Here is a 20,884-nt window from a genome sequence, read left to right as displayed (position 1 = left end):
GCGGGCCGGGGTGGAGACTGCCGCGGCGGCGGCGGGGGTACCACTGTTGGTCTCCACAGCGAATTCGGCGTATGCACAGCGAATTCGCTGTGGAGCGGAACACCGACCGGTGCCCGTCACCAAGCTGACGGTGTCACGCCTGCGGCCCGGGGGCTGCTGACGGCCACGGAACCCACGGCAACGCGTCCCGCCACCCTGGCCGGTCGGAAGCCCAGTCGGCGAGGATCCGCGCGACCGGCTCCACGCCTATGACGTCGGGCCGCCTGGGTACCTGCGCCTGGAAGTGCCGGTCCGCGCCGCCCTCCCGGTACTCCACCTGGTAGCTGAGGTCGTCGTTGAGATAGACCTGCATGTAGTGGTGTCCGGCCGGTTCCCGGTCGAGCCGCTCGACGATGACGAACCGCTGTCTCAGGTTCATGTCGGCCAGCAGGTCGTGCAGAGCGACCTCCGACGGGTCGTCGAAGACCTGCTCCGACGCATCGATCGCGCGTACGGTCGGCATCGTCACCACCCGAATCTAGCCGCCGCGCAACCATGGCACCCGGCGGCCGGGTTCATGGACGACGTCGAGAAGGAACGGCGGCGCTGGACGTAGCCGGCAACTGCCGGGGCGGGCGCCGGCGCAGGATCTGGGCGGCGTTGTTCGCGGCCCGGCGGGCGGCCGTGGTCAGTCGTGGCCGCAAAAAGTGGTCCGGGAAGCCGGCGATCTCGATGACGGCGACCGGCCGGCCGGCCGGACCGAGCACCGGCACGGCGACCACCTCCAGCCCGGCCGGCCCGCCACCCGCGTCCGGGCCAGGGTCGGCGGCCGGGCCGCGACCACCCGACCCCACCGGGTCCGGCGCACCGGCCAGCAGGAGTTGGCCACCGACGCTGTCCGGGGCGGGGGACCGGTCGGGGTAGCCGCGCATGACGGCGGCATACCTCCGGGTGAACAGCCGTTCGACGGCGACCGCCTCGTCGCCGCGCAGGACGAGCAGCCGGACGACCTGGTCGGTGTCGTAGGCCAGTTCGATCAGGTACGGCATCAGGACCCGACGCAGCTCCTGCTCGTCGGCGGTGACGGTGGTGACCAGGCGGAGCAGCCGGGGCCCGGCCAGGTAGCGGGTGCCGTGCCGCCGGACGACGTCGAGGCGCTGGAGCGTACGCAGGAGCCGGTAGGTGGTGGTCTTCGGCAGACCCGCCCGGTGGACCAGGTTCGCCAGCGTGTGCGGCGTGCCGCCGGTGGCGACGAGTTCCATCAGGGTGACGAGGCGTTCGGCGACCTCGGTGCGGGCGTCGGCGGGTGGGGTGGGCAGGCTGGACATGACCGCTCCAGACCTATCGGTCGGGTACGTCGGGTGGCTGGTCGCGAAGCCGGTCCAACTCTGCCCGAGACGCCGTTCACCTGCCAAAACGCCGGTTCCGGCAGCCGGAACCGGCGGCTGTCGCGATCCCGACCGGGCCGGCGTCCGCCGTCGGCGCGGGAAGTTCCTCCACCGGTACGCACGACGGCGGGGGAAGAGGGCCGCTGGGGTAGCATCTCCTGTCGAAAATCGCCGCCGGAGAAGGATTCGATGAGTACCCAGACCGAGACTCTTGAGTTTCAAGCTGAGGCACGCCAGCTCCTGCACCTGATGGTCCATTCGATCTATTCGAACAAGGACACCTTCCTGCGGGAACTGATCTCCAACGCGTCCGACGCGCTGGACAAGCTGCGGCTACAGGCCCTGCTCGACAAGGAACTCCAGGTCGACACCTCCGACCTGCACATCGACATCGAGATCGACGCCGAGCGGCGTACGCTCGCCATCCGTGACAACGGGATCGGCATGTCGCGCGACGACGTGGTCAGCCTGGTCGGCACGATCGCCAAGTCCGGCACCGCCGAGTTCCTGCGCAAGCTCAAGGACACCAAGGACGCCGCCGCGTCGAAGGACCTGATCGGGCAGTTCGGGGTCGGCTTCTACTCCAGCTTCATGGTCGCCGACAAAGTCACCCTGCTGACCCGCAAGGCCGGCGAGCAGCAGGCGACCCGCTGGGAGTCGACCGGCGAGGGGACGTACACGATCGAGCAGGTCGACGACGCGCCGCAGGGTACGACGGTCACCCTGCACCTCAAGCCGGCCGACGAGGAGGACCAGCTCTTCGACTACACGAAGCCCTGGAAGATCCGGCAGCTGGTCAAGCAGCACTCGGACTTCATCGCCTGGCCGATCCGGATGCCGGTCGACCAGCCGCCGGCCGGCGAGACCGACACCGGGGCCGAGGGCGAGATCACCGCCCCGGCGACCGAGACGGTCAACTCGATGAAGGCGCTCTGGGCCCGTCCGAAGGACGAGGTCGAGAAGTCCGAATACCACGAGTTCTACAAGCACGTCAGCCACGACTGGACCGACCCGCTCGACATCATCCACCTGCGGGCCGAGGGCACCTTCGAATACCAGGCGCTGCTGTTCATCCCGTCGCACGCGCCGCTCGACCTCTTCACCCGCGAGGCGAAGCGCGGCGTCCAGCTCTACGTCAAGCGGGTGTTCATCATGGACGACTGCGAGCCGCTCGTCCCCGAATACCTGCGGTTCGTCAAGGGTGTCGTCGACGCCCAGGACCTGTCGCTGAACGTGTCGCGGGAAACCCTGCAGCAGGACCGCCAGGTGCAGCTCATGCGGCGCCGCCTGGTCAAAAAGGTGCTGTCGTCGATCAAGGACCTGCTGACCTCCGACGCCGAGCGCTACGACACGTTCTGGCGCGAGTTCGGCCGGGCCGTCAAGGAGGGCCTGCTCAGCGACGTCGACAACCGGGACGCGATCCTGGAGATCACCTCGGTCGCCTCGACCCACGACGCCGACAAGCCGACGACGCTGCGGCAGTACGTCGAGCGGATGAAGGACGGCCAGGAGCACATCTACTACGTGACGGGGGAGTCGCGGTCGGTCATCGAGAACTCTCCGCACATGGAGGCGTTCCGGGCCAAGGGCTACGAGGTGCTGCTGCTCACCGACCCGATCGACGAGCTGTGGGTGGAGTCGGTGCCGGAGTTCGACGGCAAGCGGTTCCAGTCGATCGCCAAGGGGCAGGTCGACCTCGACACCGACGAGGAGAAGAAGGCCGCCGAGGCCGAGCGGGAGCAGCGCAAGGAGGAGTTCGCCGACCTGCTGTCGTGGATGACCACGACGCTGCAGGACGACGTCAAGGAGGTTCGGCTCTCGTCCCGCCTCACCACCTCGCCGTCCTGTGTGGTCAGTGACGAGCACGACGTCACGCCGACCCTGGAGAAGATGTACCGGGCGATGGGGCAGGAGGTGCCGCGGATCAAGCGGATCCTCGAACTCAACCCCAGCCACCCGCTGGTGACCGGACTGCGTACGGCCCGCGCCGAGGGCAAGGACGAGGCCACCCTGGCGCAGACCGCCGAACTGCTCTACGGCATGGCACTGCTCGCCGAGGGTGGCGAGCTGAGCGACCCGGCCCGCTTCATCCGCGTACTCTCCGAGCGCCTGACCACGGCGCTCTGACCCGTCGCCCGGGCCCGGCGCGACGGCGTCGGGCCCGGCCCGGGCAACACGGCCGCGCCCGGCGTGTGGCTGACCGGCCGGTCAGCCGCCGCCGAGCGCGGTCTTCGGTTCCGCCCGGTACGTCGTCGTGTCCTCCCGGCCCTTGCCGAGCACGCCGCCACCGGGCGTCTCGACCACGAACACGTCCTCGTCGGTCAGGATCCGGCGCTCCCCGTCGGCACCGGCGGCCGGGGCGCGGGCGGCGTCGACCGGCTGCCCGTCGGCGCTGGTCCGCCGGGTGGCCAGCTCCGGCGGTACGGTGCCGCCGCGGTTGCCGCCGGCCGGGAAGGCCGAACCGGTCGGGGCACGACGCAGCGAGGTCGGTACCTCTTCGAGCCGGGACACCGCCGAGCCGGACGGCGGCAACGCGGGCGCGTCGAGGACCGGCGCGGACGCGTCGGCCCGGGCCTCCTCGGTGCCGACCCACTGTGCGTCCGGGTTCGACCGGCGCCGGTCCCGCGCGGTCGCCTTGCGCCGGTCACCGGTGGCGGGCGGCGGGGTGGCACCCGCCGCCGGACGCCCGAGAACCGGCGGGGTGGTGCCGGGCCGGGCCGGGGTGTTCGGACCGCCGATCCGGTCGCCGCGCGTCGGCTGCGCCGTCGGCGTCTGGCGTAGGACCGGTGGCGCGAGCCCGGCCGGCGGGCGGCCGAACGGGCTGTCCCGGCCCGGCTGCTGTCGCAGCTGCGTGCCGTCCTGGGCGCCGCCGTCGCGACCGGGTAGCCGGCCACCGGGCGGGACCGCCCCCGGCGTGCGGGCGGCCGGCGACGTGAGTGCCGGCTGCGCCGGCGGTTGCGGGATGCCGCCCGGGCCGCGGCCCTGGAGGACTCCGTTGCGCATGCTGGCCGGATTGGGCGGCAGCGCGGGTGGCGCGGCGCCCGGCCGTGGAGCGCTCGCCGGGGCGGTGCCGGGCGGCGGGCTGGCCGGAAGCTGCCCCGGGTTCGCACCGGGGTTCCCGCCGGGGTTGCCGCCCGGCAGCCCCGGTGCGACCGGCGGCCGCAGTGCCGGCATGGCCGGCGGGGTGCGGTTCGGGGCGACCGGTGGTGACCCGGCCGGCATGACCGGTGCGACCGGCCGGGCCTGGTCGGGCCGGGTCGGCACGGCCCGTGGATCGGTGACCCGGCTGGGGTCGGGCGCCCGGGGCGGTGTCGGCCGCGTCGGGTTGTTGGTAAGTGCGGTCGGCACCACCGGTGCGGGTGGCGCGACCGGCGGGGTGGCGGTGATGCGCGGCACCCCGGGCGGCGGCGGAGCGCCCAGGTTCGGGCCACCCCCGGGAGTACGCCAGGGCGGGTGCCCGACGACGTTCATCACCGCGTTCGGCGGCATGAAGGGTGGACCGTGCCCGCCGCTCATCTTGCTGAACGTGTCGAAGTATTCGCCGGCGACCCGGTAGGCGAGCTGCTGCGCCTTGCGGTTGTATTCCTGCTGGGTCTCGTTGACGGCCTCGGACTCGGCGGCCTTCAGCCCGGCGTCCCCGTCGTAGATGCCGAGGGTGATGCCGGTCTTGAAGCCCTCCATGAAGGCGGTGCCGCCGCTGGCGGTCTTCGCGTCGTCGATCGCCGCCTCGTACTCGTTCCAGAGATTCTGCACGTCGGTCCGGGACTGGCGGGCGATGCCGACCTGGGCGCGCAGCGCGGTCTCGTTGTTGAGCGCCGCGTCCATCCACTCGTCGAGGTAGGCCAGGGTGGTGCCCGGCCCCATCTTCATGAACGCGTCGCGGGCCTCGGCCGACTTCCACGTCTCGTCGTACAGCGTCCGGCTCTGGCTGTACAACTGCTCACGGATGCTGGCGAGCAGGGCGTACGCGTTGTGCCACTGGTCGGCCAGGGCCGAGATGTCCTCCGGATGCTGCCCCATGAGCTGCTGGTAGACGACCTCGATGGTGGCGCCGCCGTCGCCCGCCGGCGGGGTGAAGGACAGGTTGGGGTTGGATTCCGGCTGGTGGTAGCGGGTGCCCTCACCGTTGGGTCCGCCGGAGCTGTAGATGGCCCGGGCGCCCCAGTATTCGGCCATGACGTCTCCCCTCGGATCGCGGTGGTGCCGCTACCAGCTCGGCAGGTAGTTGCGGTCCTGGATCTCCTCCAGCGCCTCGGCGCCCGGCGACTCCGGAGTGCCCTCGACACCCTCGGTCTGCTCGCCGATGACGACCCGCTGGGTCTCGTTGCCCTGGCCGTCGGCGCTGGTGATGGTCTGCACCCCGGCGGCGTTGGTGGAGTCGGTGTTCGTCGAGGTCACCGCCCCGTCGGCGTTGCTCCGGGTGACCGTGGTCGACTGGCTGCCGTCGCTCCCGTAGCGGCTGGTGGTGGTCTCGCTGCCGGTCACGTTGCCGTTCCCGTCGTACGACGTCTGGGTGGTGACGTAGCCGTCGGCGGTCGCGTAGCCGTTCGTCCGGCTCGAACTGCGGCTGATCACCTCGCCGTTGGCGCCGGTGACGACGATCGTGGTCATCGTGCCGCCACCGGGGATGTTGAACTCGGTGATCGAGCGGGTGGTGCCCGCCGAACCGACCGTGCTGGTCGTGGTGCTGCCGTCCGGGTTGTGGGTGATCTCGGTCGGGCCGTTGAACGACTCACCGGCGGTGTATTCGCCGGTGCCCTCCTGGACGGCCTTGCTGTAGGCGTCGAACCAGGTCTCGCCGGTGACCCACGGCGGCAGGCCCGCCGGGCGTTCGGCGCGCGAGTCGCCGAACGCGAACAGCACCGAGTCGAGCGAGGCGGCCGACCAGCCGTCGGTCGAGGAGTAGGCGTCGGCCACGGTCTGGGCGGCCATCCCGATGTTGTTCAGCGCGGTGCCGAGGAACAGCAGGTACTGCTGCAGCTCGCCGTAGTTGGCGGTCATCTGCGACATCGCGTACGCGCCCTCGGGCAGGACGTTGCCGGTCCACGCGCTCGCCGGCAGCGAGCCGAGAAGGTTCAGCCGGGGGGTGAGACCGTTGAGGTTCTCCTCGATGGTCTTCATGTCCTTGCCGTAGTCGACCAGGCCGTCGATGTCGACGTCGAGCGGTTCCTGGCCGTCGAGCCAGGTCCGCGAGGTGTTGGCCCGGGTCTGCTCCCCGTACGGATTGTGGACGCCGCCGCCCCCGTCCTCTGCCACCGACCCTCCCCAATGGTCCGGCGCGCCCGATGGTCCGGCGCCCGATCGTCCGGCGCGCCCGATGGTGTCCGGCGCCTCGGCCGGGTCGTCCCCGACCGGTACCCATGATCCGGAACGAGTCTAGTGCCGGCCGGCAAGCCACCCTACCCGGCGTGTTGGCCGCCTCTCGTACGCTACCCAGGGTGGATCGATCGGACGAAGGACGCTACGTTCGGATCTCTGCCAGACGCACCGATATGTCGATACAGGCTGGCTCCGCCAGGGGAGCCGGGTGAAAAGGAGCGGGGTGACACCACGATGACGGCGACTCCGGGAATGGGCCAGGTCCAGGCCACCCAGGCGCAGCTCGACGCGATGGCGCAGAAGTGCCAGGAGACCCGGGAGAGCTTGGCGACCGGTATGGCGCAGCTCGTCGGGCGGATCGAAGGGCTCGGCGGGGCCGGCATGCGCGGTTCGGCGAACGCCGCCCTGCAGGACGTGTCGGTCCAGCTCAACGAGGGTCTGAAGAAGATCCTGAACGCGCTCGACGAGCTCTCCGGGAAGATGAGCAACGCCTCGACGCTCTACGGCGTCAACGACGAGGAGGCGGCCGCCGACATCCGCGCCGCCGCGGCCGAGACCGGCAGCAGCACCGTGATGAGCGTCCTGCGGGGCTGAGACCCGCTCCATACTTCGGCTATTCGACTGGGGAAGGCACGACACGATGAGTGGTCCGAGCTACGGTGCCGACGGCACCATCACCTACAACTTCGGCCAGATCACCGACGTGGCGACCGCGATCGGCACCTACCAGGGTGCGATGGACGGATCGCTGCAGGATCTCTACACGCAGTTCACCCAGCTCTTCGCCGCCGACTGGCAGGGCCCCGCGGGCGAGGCCTGCGACGAGGCGCGGCGGCAGTGGAACCAGGGCGCGTCCGAGGTCAAGGAGGCGCTGTCGCGGGTCGGCGTCAAGCTCGGCGCCTCGGCCGACCGGATGCAGGCGATCGACCGGCAGATCGCCGCCGGAATGTGACCGTCGGTGACCGGCGTCGGCCCACGGTACCGACCGTGGGCACCCGCCGGTCACCGCTGGCCGCACGCTACTGACCCTGGGGAGGGGCGGTGACCGACAGGCCCAACTGGGGCGCGCTGGAGGGGATGCTCAAGGACCTCCGGCGCACGATGTCCGGCATGGACGAAACCCAGAAGCGGATGCTGCGGGTCACCGGCACGGCGTGGTCCGACGACGGCATGATCAGGGTCGTCGTCGGACCCCGCGGCCACCTGCTCGAACTCGACATCGACCCGCGGGTGCTGCGCCGGCCCGACTCCAAGGCCCTGTCCACGGCGATCCTCGCCACCACCAGGCTCGCCGTCGAGGACGCCGCCGCGCAGAGCCGGGCGATCCTCGACGACGTCGTACCCCGCGACCTGCGCGACGTCGCGGGCGCCGACGGCACCGACCTGACCCGGATCATCGGCAGCCATGACGCCGACGTGCGCCTGACGAAGGACGACGATGAGTAACTACGTCGACATCCGGTCGAGCATCGCCGACATCATCGGCCTGGCCAACAACATCAAGGTCTCCGGCGAGCAGCTGGACAGCACGATGACCACCGCGATGTCGACCATCACCAACCTCGAGGGCGGCCCGGAGACCTTCCCGCGCGACGAGTTCACCGACGCGTTCCTCGAGCACTACCACAAGTCCGTCGAGGCGTCCGACGGCACCAGTCTGCCCGCGAACGACGCGATCAAGGCGTCCGCCCCCGAACTCGGCAAGGCGATGGTCGCGCTCGGTGACTTCGTGACCAACGCGATGTGGAGCTACAGCGCGGGCGACGACGGCAACGCCGGCGACATCGCCGGATCGACCAGCGTCTGACGGGTGGGACGGCCAGACGGGCACCGCGGGGGACCGGGTGTCGGATAACGACCGGTTCTTCGCCGAGGCGATGGACATGATCGCCGACCTCATCGAGTGGATTCCCGGGATCGACACGACGGTCGGCGAGGTCCTGATCGGCAAGATCCCGAAATCCAGCGCGGTCGACGTCTACGAACTCGCCGACGCCTGGGGGGCCGCCGCCGAGTCGCTGGCCGAGTCGTACGAGACGGCGCTGCACGCCGCCGACGGCATCCTGCAGAACTGGGCCGGCGACGGCGCCGCCATGGAGTTCCACCGGGCCTGGGCCGACTACCTCCAGTCGCTGGGACAGATGGTCGGCACCCTCGGCTCGATGCAGCAGGGCGTGCAGAGCTTCGGCCTCCAGATCGAGCTGATGAAGTTCATGGCGCTGCTCGGCCTGATCATGCTGATCGTCTCGCTGATCATGCTCATCGTCGCGGCGATCCCCACCGGCGGGCTGTCGCTGGGCGGCGCCGCCGGCGCGATCGCCACCTTCCGCGGCGCGCTCGCCGCGGCCGCCGCCCTGGTCCGCTCCGCGATCAGCGCGATCACGATCCGGGCCGCGATCCGGGCCGTCAACCTCGCCGTCGCCCGCGCCGTGCCGACCGTCGTACGGGCCGTCTCGCCGAGCGTGCTGCGGGTGACCGTGCCGACGTTCGCGCGTACGACGCTGCCCCGGGTCGTCACCGCGATCCCCCGGGCGGCCGCCACGCTGCCCCCGCTGCGGACCGCGCTGACCACCGTCGCCCGGCAGACCAGCAACACCCTGGCCCGCAACATGCTGCCGCGCCACGTCATCGCCCGTACCGTCGCCGACCGGATGGCCGGCCAGTGGCTGCGCCAGGCGACCAACCGGGCCGTACAACGCGAACTCCAGCGCCAGCTCGGCACCCAGGCCCGGATCCTGGCCGGCCGGGGCCTGCTCGCCACCCGTGCCCAGCTGGTCAAGGAGTTCGAGCAGCAGCTCCTGACCAGGTTCGGCGCCCAGACGGTCGCCGGCCAGACCGGGGCGCGGCTCGCCGTCAACGAGACGTTCGAACAGATCTCCCGGCAGAGCCTGAACCAGTACGTCGCCCGCGAGATCGCCGAGGTCTCGTTCACCCGCGAACTCGCCAAGTACGTCGGCGCCCGGGTCGCGATCGGCGCCGGCTTCATGGGCGGCGGCAACATGGTCGGCCAGCTGATGCAGATCGCGCAGGGCACCCGTACCGACCTCGACGTCGGCCAGATCGTCACCGGCACCGTCCAGGGCGGCCTCTTCGGCGCGGCCATGTTCGGCGGACTGCCCGGCCAGGTCGTCGGCGGCACCACCGCGGGCGGCCTCATCGGCGGCGGCACCACGCTGCTGGCCGGCGGAAGCTGGTCCGAGGTACGCGACCAGGCGCTGCTCGGCGCCCGCGACGGCGCCATCGAGGGCGTCTTCAACGGCATGCAGACCCACCTCGAACTCGCCCACCCCAGCGGCGGCCTGCGCATCGGCCAGGAAACCCTCGCCCTGCCCCGCGAAGTCGGCATCGTCGACCGCAACTCCGGCGTCCAACTACGGTTCAACGACAAGGGTGTGCAGTTCGCCCGCGTCGACGCCGACGGCGTACGGGTCGAGTCCGGCGCGATCGACCGGCAGGGCAACGTGCTCGACCGGGAGACGTTCACCCCGGCGCCGCCGGAACCGGCCGATGGATCCGTACCGACCGGGGTGCCGCAGGTGCCGCCGGCCGACGCGCCGCGTGGAGCGGGTGACGCCGCACCGCGCCCGGCCGGCCCCGCCGACGGTGGCCCACGCCCGCCCGGCCCCGCCGACGGCGGCCCGCGCCCGCCCGGCCCCGACGGCGGCCCGCGCCAGCCGGCCACCGGGGGCGGCCCACGGGTGCCGGAACCGACCCGGCCCGCCGACGGGGACCCCGGCGTCATCGAGCGTCCGCCGCCGGCCGCGAAGACGCCCGCCCTCGACCCCGCCCCGACCCCCGACCGGCCGGGCCCCGCCCCGACCCCCGACCGGACACCCGCCGACCCGCCCCCTCACCGACCCGGCCCCGACCCGGTTGCCGACCGCTCCGGTCCCGCCCCGACCCCGGACCGCCCCGACCCGGGCGCCGACCGGCCGGACCGGTCCGACGCCGACCCGGGCACCGACCGCGGTGCCCCGCAACCGACCGCCGACCGGGGCGACGCCGCGGCGATACCCGGGCCGCGCGGGCCCGAGTCGCACGTGGACACCGCCCCGCCGGCACCGGCCACCCCCGACGGACCCGGCGACCGGCCGTCCAGTCCGGCCGACGCGCCCGACCACGGCCCGGCCGGACCCATCGTCGCGCCGGAGGCGATCCCGGCCGACGCGCAACGGGACCCGTTCCAGGTCGTACCCGCCGAACCGGTGGCGTTCGGGCCCGGCACCCCCGCGCCGGACGTGGTCGCCGACCGCATCGACGGGCACATCGGCGGCCTGCTCGACGGGCGTGGACCGGACACACCCGACCAGCCGCACCGGGCCACCTGGCACCCGGACAGCCGCACCCTGACCGTGCACTATCCCGACGGGCTCGCGGTCCAGGTGGCGATACAGGTCAACACGGCGCTGCCGGCGGGGCAGCCGGTCGTCGTCCGGCCCAACCTGGCGGTCGTCGACGGCCGCTGGGCGCAGGCCGGTCCGGCCGGCATCGTCCTGCCCGGTGACCTGCCGGTCGACCCGGCCGGCCGGGCCGCCGCCGTCGACCGGCAGCTCGCCGCCGGCTGGCGGACCCTGCACCAGGAGCTGCACGGCATCCTGGAACGCCCGCCGGCGGACCCGACCGGGTCACCCGATCCCACCGTGGTGCCGGACTCGACCGTGGCGCCCGCCCCGACGGCGGCGCCGGATTCGGCCGTGGCGCCCGACCCCACGGCGGCGCCCGACCCGACCGCGGCGCCGGACGCGACCGCGCCGTCCGCACGCCCCGAACCGGGGCCGGACCACCGTCCGGACGAGGCCACCGACCAGGCCCCGCCCCCGGACCGCGCGCCGCCGGACCACGTGCCGCCGCCGGAGCCGGCTCAGCCGCACCAGCCGCCGGCACCCACCCCCGACCCGGCCGGCACCAGGTTGCCGCTTCCCGACCTCGTGCAGCCGGGCGACGTACCGGTGCTCGGGCTGGACCAGGTCACCTTCCGCGACGCCGGCCCCGCCGGCCGGGACCTGCCGCCGCCGCTGACCCCCGACCGGGTACGGGCCATCCTGGCCGACAACACGCTGCCGGAGCCGGTGGTCCGATGGGCCACCGAGCAGCTCACGGTCACCACACCCGACGGGGCGGTCCAGCCGAAGTCCGCCGCCGAGATCGCCGAGACGCTGAGCCGGCTCCAGGAGGAGGCCACCCGCCTGACCACCCCGGAGCCGGTCCGTACGGATGCCGACGAGGCGGTCGGCCCGGCCGGCCGGCCCGACCAGGAGCCGGTGCCGCCTCCCGTCGACCGCGACGGCCCGGATCCGTCGGTCACGCGGCTGGAGGAGCTCACGCCGAGCGTGAACTTCCCGGAGCACCTCACCCGCTACGGCGCGGACCTGCCGGCGCAGGTCCACCAACTCGTCGACCAGGCCACCGAGCGGCTGCGCGCGAACTACCCCGAATCCGTCGTCGCCGCGCGGATCGCCGACCTGCAGGCGGTCGCCGCCCAGGCCGACCGCCTGCAGGCGGTCGCCGACCGGACCCGTGGCGTGGCCGACCTGCCGGCCCTGGTCACCGAGGTACGCGACCTCAGCCGGATGGTCGACGAGTACGGCGACCGCTACTCGAACTGGCGCAACTTCGACCGGAACGGCGAACTGGCCGATCCCGGCTGGCGCGACCTGCACGGCGTCGACCCGCTCAACTCGGTCGAGATGGCGAACCGGGCGGTCAGCGTCGACCCGACCACCCACCGGTTCCACGCCATCGACCAGGCAATCATGGTCGCCAAGATCGGTGATGTGCTCGGCGCGGGCTTCGAGCAGCACGCGATCGTGAGCCTGGACCGGCTCGTACCCAAGGACCCCGAATCGGCCCGGGCCCTCGTTCCCGAGCACCTGCTCGACGAGGACCTGCGCGGCTGGATCGCCGGGTCGGCCCGGGGCGGCTTCATGTCCGAGACCGGGCTGATCTTCGTGGCGCCGCACTCCGCCGACGGCCCCCGGCCGATCAGCGCGGTCGCCGCCACACTGGTCCACGAGGGCATGCATCTGCTGCAGCCGAACTCGGCGCTGCTCGGTCCGGCGGTGCAGGCGGCGGCCGGCGCGCTGCCGGACGCCGACGTCGTCACCACCCGGGCACTGGCCGACATCCGGCTCGACGGTGAGCTGGCCGCCTTCACCGTCCAGCAGGCGTTCCTGCGCGGCCTCGCCGGTCACCACGCCGGGGCCGGCCTGTCCGCGGATCCCCGGGTGCCCCGCAGCGACGACTACCGGAACCTGGCGGCGAGCCGGCCGGAGGAACTCGAGGCGCGGGTACGGTCCGACTACCGGACCGGCGAGAGCGACACCCCCGGCCGTGCCCTCGTCGACCGCTATCCCGAGATGACCGCGGCGGCGACGGTGGCGCGGGCCGACACCGCGATCGCCAACAGCACCCATCCGCTCGCGGGGGAACGGCTCCAGGGGACCTTCCACGGACCGCTCACCACCCGGGTCGTCGAGCAGTTCGGCATCGACCTGGCCGCGATCCAGCGCCAGCAGACCGACCAGGGCTGGCCGCCGATGCGCGACGACGGCACCGCGTCCCGGTCCGACGGGTCCGCGCCCCGCACACCCGACGCCGGCCGGGTCGAGCCACCGGATCGAGGCGATCGGGCCGGCCCACCGGTGCAGGAGGAGCGGTCCTCGCCCGGTCCGACGCACGCCGCGGCGCCGATCGAGGGCACCGGTTTCGTGCCCGACGGCCGTCCCGGCTACGTACCGGACGTCTCCGTGTTCGAGCTCCAGGGCGCCACCCAACGGCTGTCGCCGGACGACTTCGCCGGCTCGGTCGCCTGGATCCAGCCGGAGGGGCCGCTGGTCCGGGTGCAGGGCACCGACGGCCGGCCGCACTACTTCCGTCCCGAGATCGGGCGGGACCTGCCGAACGTCGCCGGGACGTCGGTGCGTGCCGGTACGCCCGACGACCCGCACCGGACCGTGGTCAACAACCGGGTGGCGGCCGAGAACCTGCCCCGGGTCTGGGTGCAGAGCATCACCGAGACGCTGCAGGAACGTACGGCGACGGCCGAGCGGGCCCAGCCGCAGGGTGTGCTGCGCCGGGCCATCAACCGGATCGGCGGGTTCTTCGGCCGTACCGAACCGCATCCCGAGCCGCTGACCCGGCCGTCCGCCGACCCGTACCGGACCGGGCCGGGAACCGACCCGGCCACCCGGCCGGCCGGCGATTCGCACACGCGGGCCCGGCTCGGCGAGCGCCGTTTCCTGCTGCGCGAGCTGAACGAGTCGTGGCACCCGGACGAGCAGGCCCGGCTGCGCCAGGAGATCGCCGCCGTCGACCGGGAGCTGGCCCGGCTCGGCCATCCGCCGGCGGAGCTGGACCCGCTACCCGAAACCGGAGCGGTGCCGGACCCGTTCGGCGCCGCTCCGCGGCCGTCGACCGGAGCGACCAACGACGGCGTCTGGACCGACCCGGCCTGGCGGCGCGACGACCGGCCGCCGTCGCTCGACGAACTCCTGCCGACGACCGACGCCGAGGCGACGAAGTGGGCGGACACGATCCGGCAGACCGTCGCCGACCTGTTCGAGGGCCGGGAGTTCGCCGGCATGCGGCTGCGGTTCGACCTGACCGACGAGCACAGCGTCAGCGTCTACCGCAACGACGTCACCATCCGGGCCGACGTCGTCGACCCGGAGCGCGGGGTCGTCGGCCGGGTCGTACGCGCGTTCCACCGTGACCACGACGGCAGCCTCTACGCCGAGCACGTCTCGCTCAAGCTCTACGAGAGCGCGCAGGGCCGGGGCTTCGCGAGTGCGTTCAACCGATACCTGGAGCAGTGGTACCACTACTCCGGTGTCGACCGGATCGAGATCCACGCCGCCTCCACCGTCGGCGGCTACGCGTGGGCCCGGGCCGGCTACGACTGGGCGCCGAACACCGAGCACCGGGCCGACGCCGTACTGGACCGGCTGCGGTCCGAGCTGCGTGACGTCGACGCCGACCTGGACCAGCTCGCCCGCTGGACGGCCGGCGACGACACCGTCGACGCCGACCGGCTCCGGCAGCGCTATCCCGGCCCAAGCCCGGAGAAGATGACGGCCGACGCCCACCGGCAGCGGGCCGCGGGGCAGCAGATCCTCGACCGGGCCGCCGGGCACCGGTTCGGCAGCGACGGCTACCCGACCCCGTTCGACATCAGCCAGGCCGGCTGGCACGACCAGCACGGCCGGGACGCCACCTGGATCGGCAAGCGGGCGTTGCTCGGCGCCGACTGGAAGGGCGTCAAGCCGATCGCCGACGAGGGTCCGCGATTCACCCGCGACCCGGCCGCCGTACGACCGCACTCCGATCTCCCGGTCCGACCGATCACCGCCGCGCAGGTGCCCGACTCGCAGTTCCACGGCCACCTGCGCGACACCCCCGAGCCGGAAACCGTCGGCCGGGCCGGCCGCGACGCCCTCGACCAGATCCGGCACCGGCTGCCGGTCGGCCACCCGCTGCGGACGACGCCGATCGAGGTGACCACCGTGCCGGCCGAGCGGCTGCCCGACCGGGCGGTCGCCCGCAGCGTGCCGGTCGACGCCGACGGGGTGGACCTGCCCGCCGGCCGGGTCCCGCCCGAGGACGGCGGATACCGCGTCGAGCTGTCCGACCGGGCCGGTGAGCATGCGATCGCCCGCGCCGTGGCCCATGAGGTCGCCGAACTCGCGGCGATCCGGCAGCGGGCCGACGCCGGTCTCGACCTGTCGGCGCCGGACGTCCTGCGCCCCGGCGAACACGTCGACGGCGCCACCCTCAGCCCGCACGACCTGGGCCGGCTGGCCGAGGTCGAGGTGCTCGCCGACCTGCTCGACGACCCCGCGACGGCGGCACACGCCCGCTCCGAACTGGACCGGCTGCGCGACCACCTCGGGCTGCGCCCCGACGATCCCGGCGCCGCCGACCGCTTCGCGCTGATCGGCCCGCACCTCGGCGACGCGGGCCGGGCCGCCCTGCGCGCCGACGGCGGGCCGCCGCCGACCCGTACCCTGCGGATCATCGCCTACGACGGCGGGCGGGGCGGCGACCTGCCGGCCCGGCTGGCGACCGAACTCGGCGCCGGTGGCGACCGGGTCGTCGTCCGTACGCCGGGGGTGGGGTCGCGCGACCTCGGCCCGGGCGCGCGGGTGTCCGGCGCCGACCCGATCCCGGGCGTCACCGGGCCGATCAGCCCGCTGCTGCGGCTGGACGGGCAGCCCGCCGACGCCGACGTGGTGATCGGCTTCGGCGAGACGGCCGGCATCGCCGACGTACGCCGGGACGCGTACCCGCACGCCCGGATCGTGCAGGTGGTCGACACCGTGCCGGACGCCGCGCACCTGGCGGTGCTCGCCCGGGCCGACCTGATCGTGACCGCCGACCCGCGACTCGCCACGGAGATCCGGTCCCAGCTCGCCGGCCTCGACGCCGACCGGGTCCCGCCGGTGCACGTACTCGGCCCGGACGGGGCCGCCGGCCTGCACGACGCGATCCACGGTCTCGGCGACGGCGTCGCCCGGGTCGACGAGGCCACCTGGCGGCAGGAGATCTCGCTACGCGACGTGGTGCTGCGCAGCGCCGCCGCCGAGCCGTCCGACGGCACGACCCGGGTGATGACCGTCTGTACCGAGTGGTGGTCGAGCCGTGGCGGCATCCCGACCGCCAACCGTGAGCTGACCGAGGCGTTCGGCTCCGCCGGCACCGTCACCTTCGCCCGGGTGTCCACCGTGGACTCCGGCGACCTTTCGGTCACCTCGGCCGAACCCGCCGGCGTACGCGTCGTCGGCGTCGACCACGTCTGGGGCGTGCTCGACGCCAAGGGCGAGCCGGACACCCGCGCGATGACCCTGCTGCCGCAGAACCTGCCGGCACACGTCGACGTCGTCGTCGGGCACTCCCGGTTCGGCGGCGGGGTGGCCCGGCTACTCGTCGAGCAGGTGTATCCCGGCGCCCGTTACGTGCACGTGCTGCACACCTCGCCGGAGGTGCTCGACGCACTGCGCGGCAACCCCGCCGAAGGGCTCGGCCACGCGGCCACCGAGCGGATCCTGATGTCCGGCGCGGACGTGGCCGCCGGGGTCGGCCCGCTGCTCGGGCTGGAGGCGGGCCGGCTCGGCTCGGAGGCGCAGGTGCCGCCGCCGACCGTGCACCGGATCATCTCCGACATGCCGCGCATCGAGGGCGATCCGCCGCCGCGTCCGGCGGACCGGACGCACTTCGAGATCGCGGTGCAGGGGCGGGCCGGTGATCCGATCAAGGGCATCGAGTTCGCCGCCAGGCTGGTGCCGCTGCTGGCCGAGGAGGGCGTGCCGGTCCGGTTGACCGTACGCGGCGCGCCGACCCAGAAGGCGGCGGACGAGCAGGCCGCCCAACTGTCCGAGCTCGCCGGTGCCGAGGTGGTCGTCAAGCCGTTCACCCGCGACCAGGCGGCCCTGCTCCAGGACCTCTACGACGCCGACCTGGTGATGATGCCGTCGATCCACGAGGGTTTCGGGCTGGTCGCCAGCGAGGCGGCCCGGGCCGGCGTACCGGTCGTCGTCGGCGAGGGCACCGGTGCCGGACTCTTCTTCGGCGACCCTGGGCAGGTGCCGGCCGGGCTCGGCGAGCCGGCCACCGTACGCGACGGCATCACCGTCGACGTGCTGCGGCAACTTCTGCTCGACGCCGCGGACCCGGACGGCGTGGTGGACGGGCCCGCGATGCGACGGGTGCTCGACGAGATCGACCAGCGGCGGACGCCGGCCTGGGTCGATCACGTCGGCACGGCGCTGCGGAACCTGGCCGAGCACCGGGCCCGGGCCCTGGACCTGCGCGACTACCTGGCCGAGACGTTTCCGCCGGGCAATGCCGCGCAACGGCTCATCGCGGCGATGCGCGGCGAGCCCGCCGCCGACGGTGCTCCGCCCCAGCAACGGGCGGCGAACGGCGCCGGCCCGCGTGGGGCGCATGTCGCGGACGGTGCCGGGCCGGCCGCGGAGCGGCCGGCGCCGACCGGCGCCAACCAGCGCGGCGGGCATGTCGCGGACGGTGCCGGGCCGGCCCCGGACCGGTCGGCGCCGACCGCCGACCGGCAAACCAAGGCCGACGGTACCGTCGACCGGCCGCCGGCCGTGGCCGGACCCGAGACGACCGCCACCCGGCCGGGCACGGCCGAGTCCCGGCCGGGTGACACCGGCCGGGTGCCGGTACGGGAGACCGCCGTGCCGGCCCAGCCGGGTCCGCGATCCGATGCCGGACCGCCGGCCGACGCCACGCCCGAGGTGGCCCCGGCGCTGGACGAGCACTCCGACCTGGCGCGGATCCTGCGGGCGTCGCCGGAACTGGCCCACTCGCTGGCCGCCCGACCGGCGACCCGGCAGCACCTGGCGGGCTATCCGCAGGCGATCGAGGTGCTGCAAAGGGTCCTGGACGACATCCGGACCCGGGGGGCCGAAGCCGTCGTCGCGGACGGCACCCCGGTCCCGGAACCGACGCCGCTCACCCCCGAGCAGCGGGCGATCAGCGCGGCCGTCGAGGTGCCCGGCAGCCGCTACCAGACCGGATTCGACCACCGGCGGATCGGCGACGCCGAGTACCGCTCCGCGTTCCTCGACCGGATGTACGAGCAGGCGGCGGTCGCCCAGGACGAGCTGCGCGGGATGGTCGTTCGGATCGCGGCCGAGACCGGCGGTGAGCCGGGCTGGCGACCCGGCCCCAAGGACCGGGTACGGGCCGAGGACAAGATCCGCGAGTATCGCGGTGACGTGTCGAAGCTGACCGACCTGGCCGGCGCGAAGATCGAGTTCAGGTCGTTGGACGACCTCTACCAGGCGTTGGCCCGGCTGATCGACGAGCCGGGGGTCAGGATCGTCAAGTTCAAGGACCGGTTCGAGAATCCTCAGGACAGCGGGTACCGGGACGTGCAGATGTCGGTCCGGGCCTCCAACGGCCACGTGGCGGAGTTGCGGCTGCACCTGACCTCGCTCGACGAGGTGGCAGCCTGGGAGCACGCGTTGTACGAGGTCAGGCGTGACCTGGACGCCCTGGCCGAGGAACTGGGCCGGGTGCCGAGCGTGGCTGAGACCGCGATCAGGGACGGAATCCTCCGCGAGGAGCAGCGCCTATTCTGGGAGGCGCTGCGAACGGCGCTACGGGGAGAGGGCGGAGAGTGACGTACCAGCCTGGGCTGCGGTTGCCCGGATACTACGAGTACTACGCGGCGCCGTTGAAGATGGTCTCCACGCTGGACGGCGGTATGGCGGCGTGGCGTATGTCGATCGAGACCGGCGATTGGGAGCCGGCCAACCACCTGATCGACAAGGTCCTCTTCGCCCGGGGTGGCGAGGTCGACAGATTGTCGAAGCAGGAGTTCATCGAACTGTGCGAGGAGACCCGGGCCCGATACCTGCAGGGGACGGGACCGGTCTACGCGCTGTACGAGACGCGGCGGGCGATCACCGATACCGTCGAGCGGGAGAACCGCCCGTACACGCTGCCGGAACGGGCACTGCTCGCCGGACTGTCACGCGAGACGTACGTGATGTTCGAGGAGGAGCTGCGGCGGGCGGGCAGCCCCGCCGCCGACCCCTCGCTCGGCCGGGACTGACCGGCTTCCCGGCGGCCCGGACCCGGTGCGGTTCGCGGCGGGAACGCCGGCCGGTGCGACAATGACCGCCCACACGACCGACGGGCTGGAGGCCACAGGGATGCTGGGGGAGCGGATCGCGGCGGCGGTCCAGCGACACGTCGCGCGGCGGGACGAGACGGTCGTGCGGCACATCGAGCATCCGGAGCTGGTCACCGTGCAGACCACGGGGTGGACCTACTACGCCCGGCGGGCCGACTGGTCCGTCGCCGCTCACCCGGGTGTCGAGGCGGTCTTCCGGGTCGTCGTCGACCGGATGATGGACAACTTCGTCATCACCTACGGTCTGCTGGTGCCGCCCGGCGAGGAGGCGCTCCTGCTCAACGACGTGGCCGTGCTGCGTGACCTGCAACGGCGGCTCGGCGCGCCGGTCGACCCGCTGGCGTACGCGGAACTGCTGGCCGAACTCGGCTCGACGGCGGACATCACCGGGCCGCGCCTGACGCCGATGGCCGCCACGACGGCCTACCGGGCCGGCTGGCTGATCCGGGACGTGGACGGGTTCCGCCGGCGTTACCCGGAGGTGGACCCCGGGCTGGTCGCGCCGCCCGTCGTGCGTCCGGATCCGCCGTCGGTCGAGTTCCACAGCCACAACTACGTGATCCACCACGCGGTGTCGGGCATCGACATCTACCGGTGGACGGTGCGGTTGCCGGCGGATGCCCCCGCCCACTGGGACCGCCAGGTGGTCGAGTCCGACCTGGCGGTCCGCCCCTGGCTGCACGAGCGGCCCGACCCGGAACCGGCCGGCTAGCGCCGGGCTGTCGCGGTGACCGGCGTCCCGGCCGTCACAGGTCGGTGCGTTCGGTCTCGGCGTAGCCGATGCCGTGCCGGTCCAGCCAGGCCACGAAGCGGTCGATGATCGTGGTTCCCTCGTCACCGTCGCGTACGTCGAGGACCTGGCGTAGCCGGTCGAGCGGGTCGCCCGGGGGCAGCGCCCGGGTCACCGCGTCGACGTCGGTGACCGCGTACTCCCGGCGGTAGCGCGAGACGTCGTCGCCGAACTGCAGTTGCACCGCGCGGCCACCGGTGTCCACGCGCAGCGCCAGCGCACCGTCACCGGTCAGCCGCAACGTCACCCGCTCGGACGACCAGCCTTCGGCGTCCATCGGGTGGTCGAGCAGGGTGATGGTGGATTCGTCGGCGACCATGTGGTTCCCTCCTGCCACCGGGCTCACGACCGGCGTAACGTCCCAACTGAGACAATAAGTGTCCCGCTCACGTCGACGGCCGCAGGAGTGGCAGGAGTGCCGGGCGTCTCGGTGTGGCCGGTCCGGTCGGCCCGGTGCGGTCGGCCCGGTGTCGGCCCGACCGGCTAGAATTCGGGGCCGGCGGAGGCGGTCGACAGGGAGGTCCGATGGCGTTGCGGATGGACCCCGCCCGGCGGCGCCGGCTCCAGGAACTGGCCCGGATCCACGACCGGTGGCAGGCCGCGCACGGGGTCGACGACGCCGACTTCACGCCCGACGGGGCCGATTCGACCCGCCGCCGTACCCCGTCTCCCGAGGCGGAGCGGGAACTGATGGCCCGGTCCCGCGCGGTCATGGGGCTCGACCCCGAGACCGGCCACTACCGGGACTGA

At 73.3% G+C, this 20,884-nt stretch carries 14 protein-coding genes; 9 read left to right on the top strand and 5 right to left on the bottom strand.

Annotated elements, in window-relative coordinates:
* Nucleotides 1-133 precede the first annotated feature (133 nt).
* A complete protein-coding gene (locus AB0M79_RS01425) occupies nt 134-508 on the bottom strand; it encodes a hypothetical protein (RefSeq protein WP_364206659.1) in 375 nt (124 codons plus the stop codon).
* A gap of 46 nt (nt 509-554) precedes the next feature.
* Entirely contained in the window at nt 555-1,307 is a 753-nt protein-coding gene (locus tag AB0M79_RS01420; protein ID WP_364206657.1) for a helix-turn-helix domain-containing protein, read from the bottom strand.
* A 249-nt stretch (nt 1,308-1,556) separates the two neighbouring features.
* Between AB0M79_RS01420 and htpG the strand changes: the two genes are divergently transcribed.
* The gene (gene htpG / locus AB0M79_RS01415; RefSeq protein ID WP_364206655.1) at nt 1,557-3,494 is read left to right on the top strand and encodes a molecular chaperone HtpG; all 1,938 of its coding nucleotides are present in this window, start codon (nt 1,557-1,559) and stop codon (nt 3,492-3,494) included.
* Nucleotides 3,495-3,575: 81 nt separating this feature from the next.
* Here htpG and AB0M79_RS01410 read toward each other — a convergent pair whose 3' ends face one another.
* On the bottom strand, nt 3,576-5,543 hold the full coding sequence (locus AB0M79_RS01410) for a hypothetical protein (RefSeq protein ID WP_364206653.1): 1,968 nt from the start codon (nt 5,541-5,543) through the stop codon (nt 3,576-3,578).
* A 30-nt stretch (nt 5,544-5,573) separates the two neighbouring features.
* Complete coding sequence (locus AB0M79_RS01405) at nt 5,574-6,623, bottom strand: hypothetical protein (protein WP_364206651.1); 1,050 nt, start codon at nt 6,621-6,623, stop codon at nt 5,574-5,576.
* A gap of 297 nt (nt 6,624-6,920) precedes the next feature.
* On the opposite strand from AB0M79_RS01405, the gene AB0M79_RS01400 reads away from it, so the two are divergent.
* From AB0M79_RS01400 to AB0M79_RS01370, 7 genes are all read left to right on the top strand, one after another.
* Nucleotides 6,921-7,280 (top strand): WXG100 family type VII secretion target, encoded by a 360-nt coding sequence (locus tag AB0M79_RS01400; protein WP_246567731.1) that lies wholly within the window; start codon nt 6,921-6,923, stop codon nt 7,278-7,280.
* A gap of 46 nt (nt 7,281-7,326) precedes the next feature.
* Complete coding sequence (locus AB0M79_RS01395; RefSeq protein ID WP_357541734.1) at nt 7,327-7,638, top strand: WXG100 family type VII secretion target; 312 nt, start codon at nt 7,327-7,329, stop codon at nt 7,636-7,638.
* An 89-nt stretch (nt 7,639-7,727) separates the two neighbouring features.
* The gene (locus AB0M79_RS01390; protein WP_364206648.1) at nt 7,728-8,132 is read left to right on the top strand and encodes a YbaB/EbfC family nucleoid-associated protein; all 405 of its coding nucleotides are present in this window, start codon (nt 7,728-7,730) and stop codon (nt 8,130-8,132) included.
* Nucleotides 8,125-8,493 (top strand): hypothetical protein, encoded by a 369-nt coding sequence (locus AB0M79_RS01385; RefSeq protein ID WP_364206646.1) that lies wholly within the window; start codon nt 8,125-8,127, stop codon nt 8,491-8,493. The genes AB0M79_RS01390 and AB0M79_RS01385 overlap by 8 nt, the downstream gene beginning before the upstream one ends.
* A 37-nt stretch (nt 8,494-8,530) precedes the next feature.
* Nucleotides 8,531-18,829: a glycosyltransferase gene (locus tag AB0M79_RS01380; RefSeq protein WP_364206644.1), complete on the top strand. Its 10,299-nt coding sequence runs from the start codon at nt 8,531-8,533 to the stop codon at nt 18,827-18,829.
* Nucleotides 18,826-19,263 (top strand): hypothetical protein, encoded by a 438-nt coding sequence (locus tag AB0M79_RS01375; protein WP_364206642.1) that lies wholly within the window; start codon nt 18,826-18,828, stop codon nt 19,261-19,263. The genes AB0M79_RS01380 and AB0M79_RS01375 overlap by 4 nt, the downstream gene beginning before the upstream one ends.
* A 61-nt stretch (nt 19,264-19,324) precedes the next feature.
* Nucleotides 19,325-20,056, top strand: coding sequence for a hypothetical protein (locus AB0M79_RS01370; RefSeq protein WP_364206640.1), 732 nt, complete (start codon nt 19,325-19,327; stop codon nt 20,054-20,056).
* A 34-nt stretch (nt 20,057-20,090) separates the two neighbouring features.
* Here AB0M79_RS01370 and AB0M79_RS01365 read toward each other — a convergent pair whose 3' ends face one another.
* Nucleotides 20,091-20,453, bottom strand: a complete 363-nt coding sequence (locus tag AB0M79_RS01365) for a hypothetical protein (RefSeq protein WP_364206638.1) — start codon at nt 20,451-20,453, stop codon at nt 20,091-20,093.
* A gap of 206 nt (nt 20,454-20,659) precedes the next feature.
* Between AB0M79_RS01365 and AB0M79_RS01360 the strand changes: the two genes are divergently transcribed.
* Entirely contained in the window at nt 20,660-20,884 is a 225-nt protein-coding gene (locus AB0M79_RS01360; RefSeq protein WP_364206636.1) for a hypothetical protein, read from the top strand.

Origin of the sequence: Polymorphospora sp. NPDC051019, from assembly GCF_040683055.1 — a bacterium.
GTDB lineage: Bacteria > Actinomycetota > Actinomycetes > Mycobacteriales > Micromonosporaceae > Polymorphospora > Polymorphospora lycopeni.
This window is presented reverse-complemented; position numbering and strand designations above follow the sequence as displayed.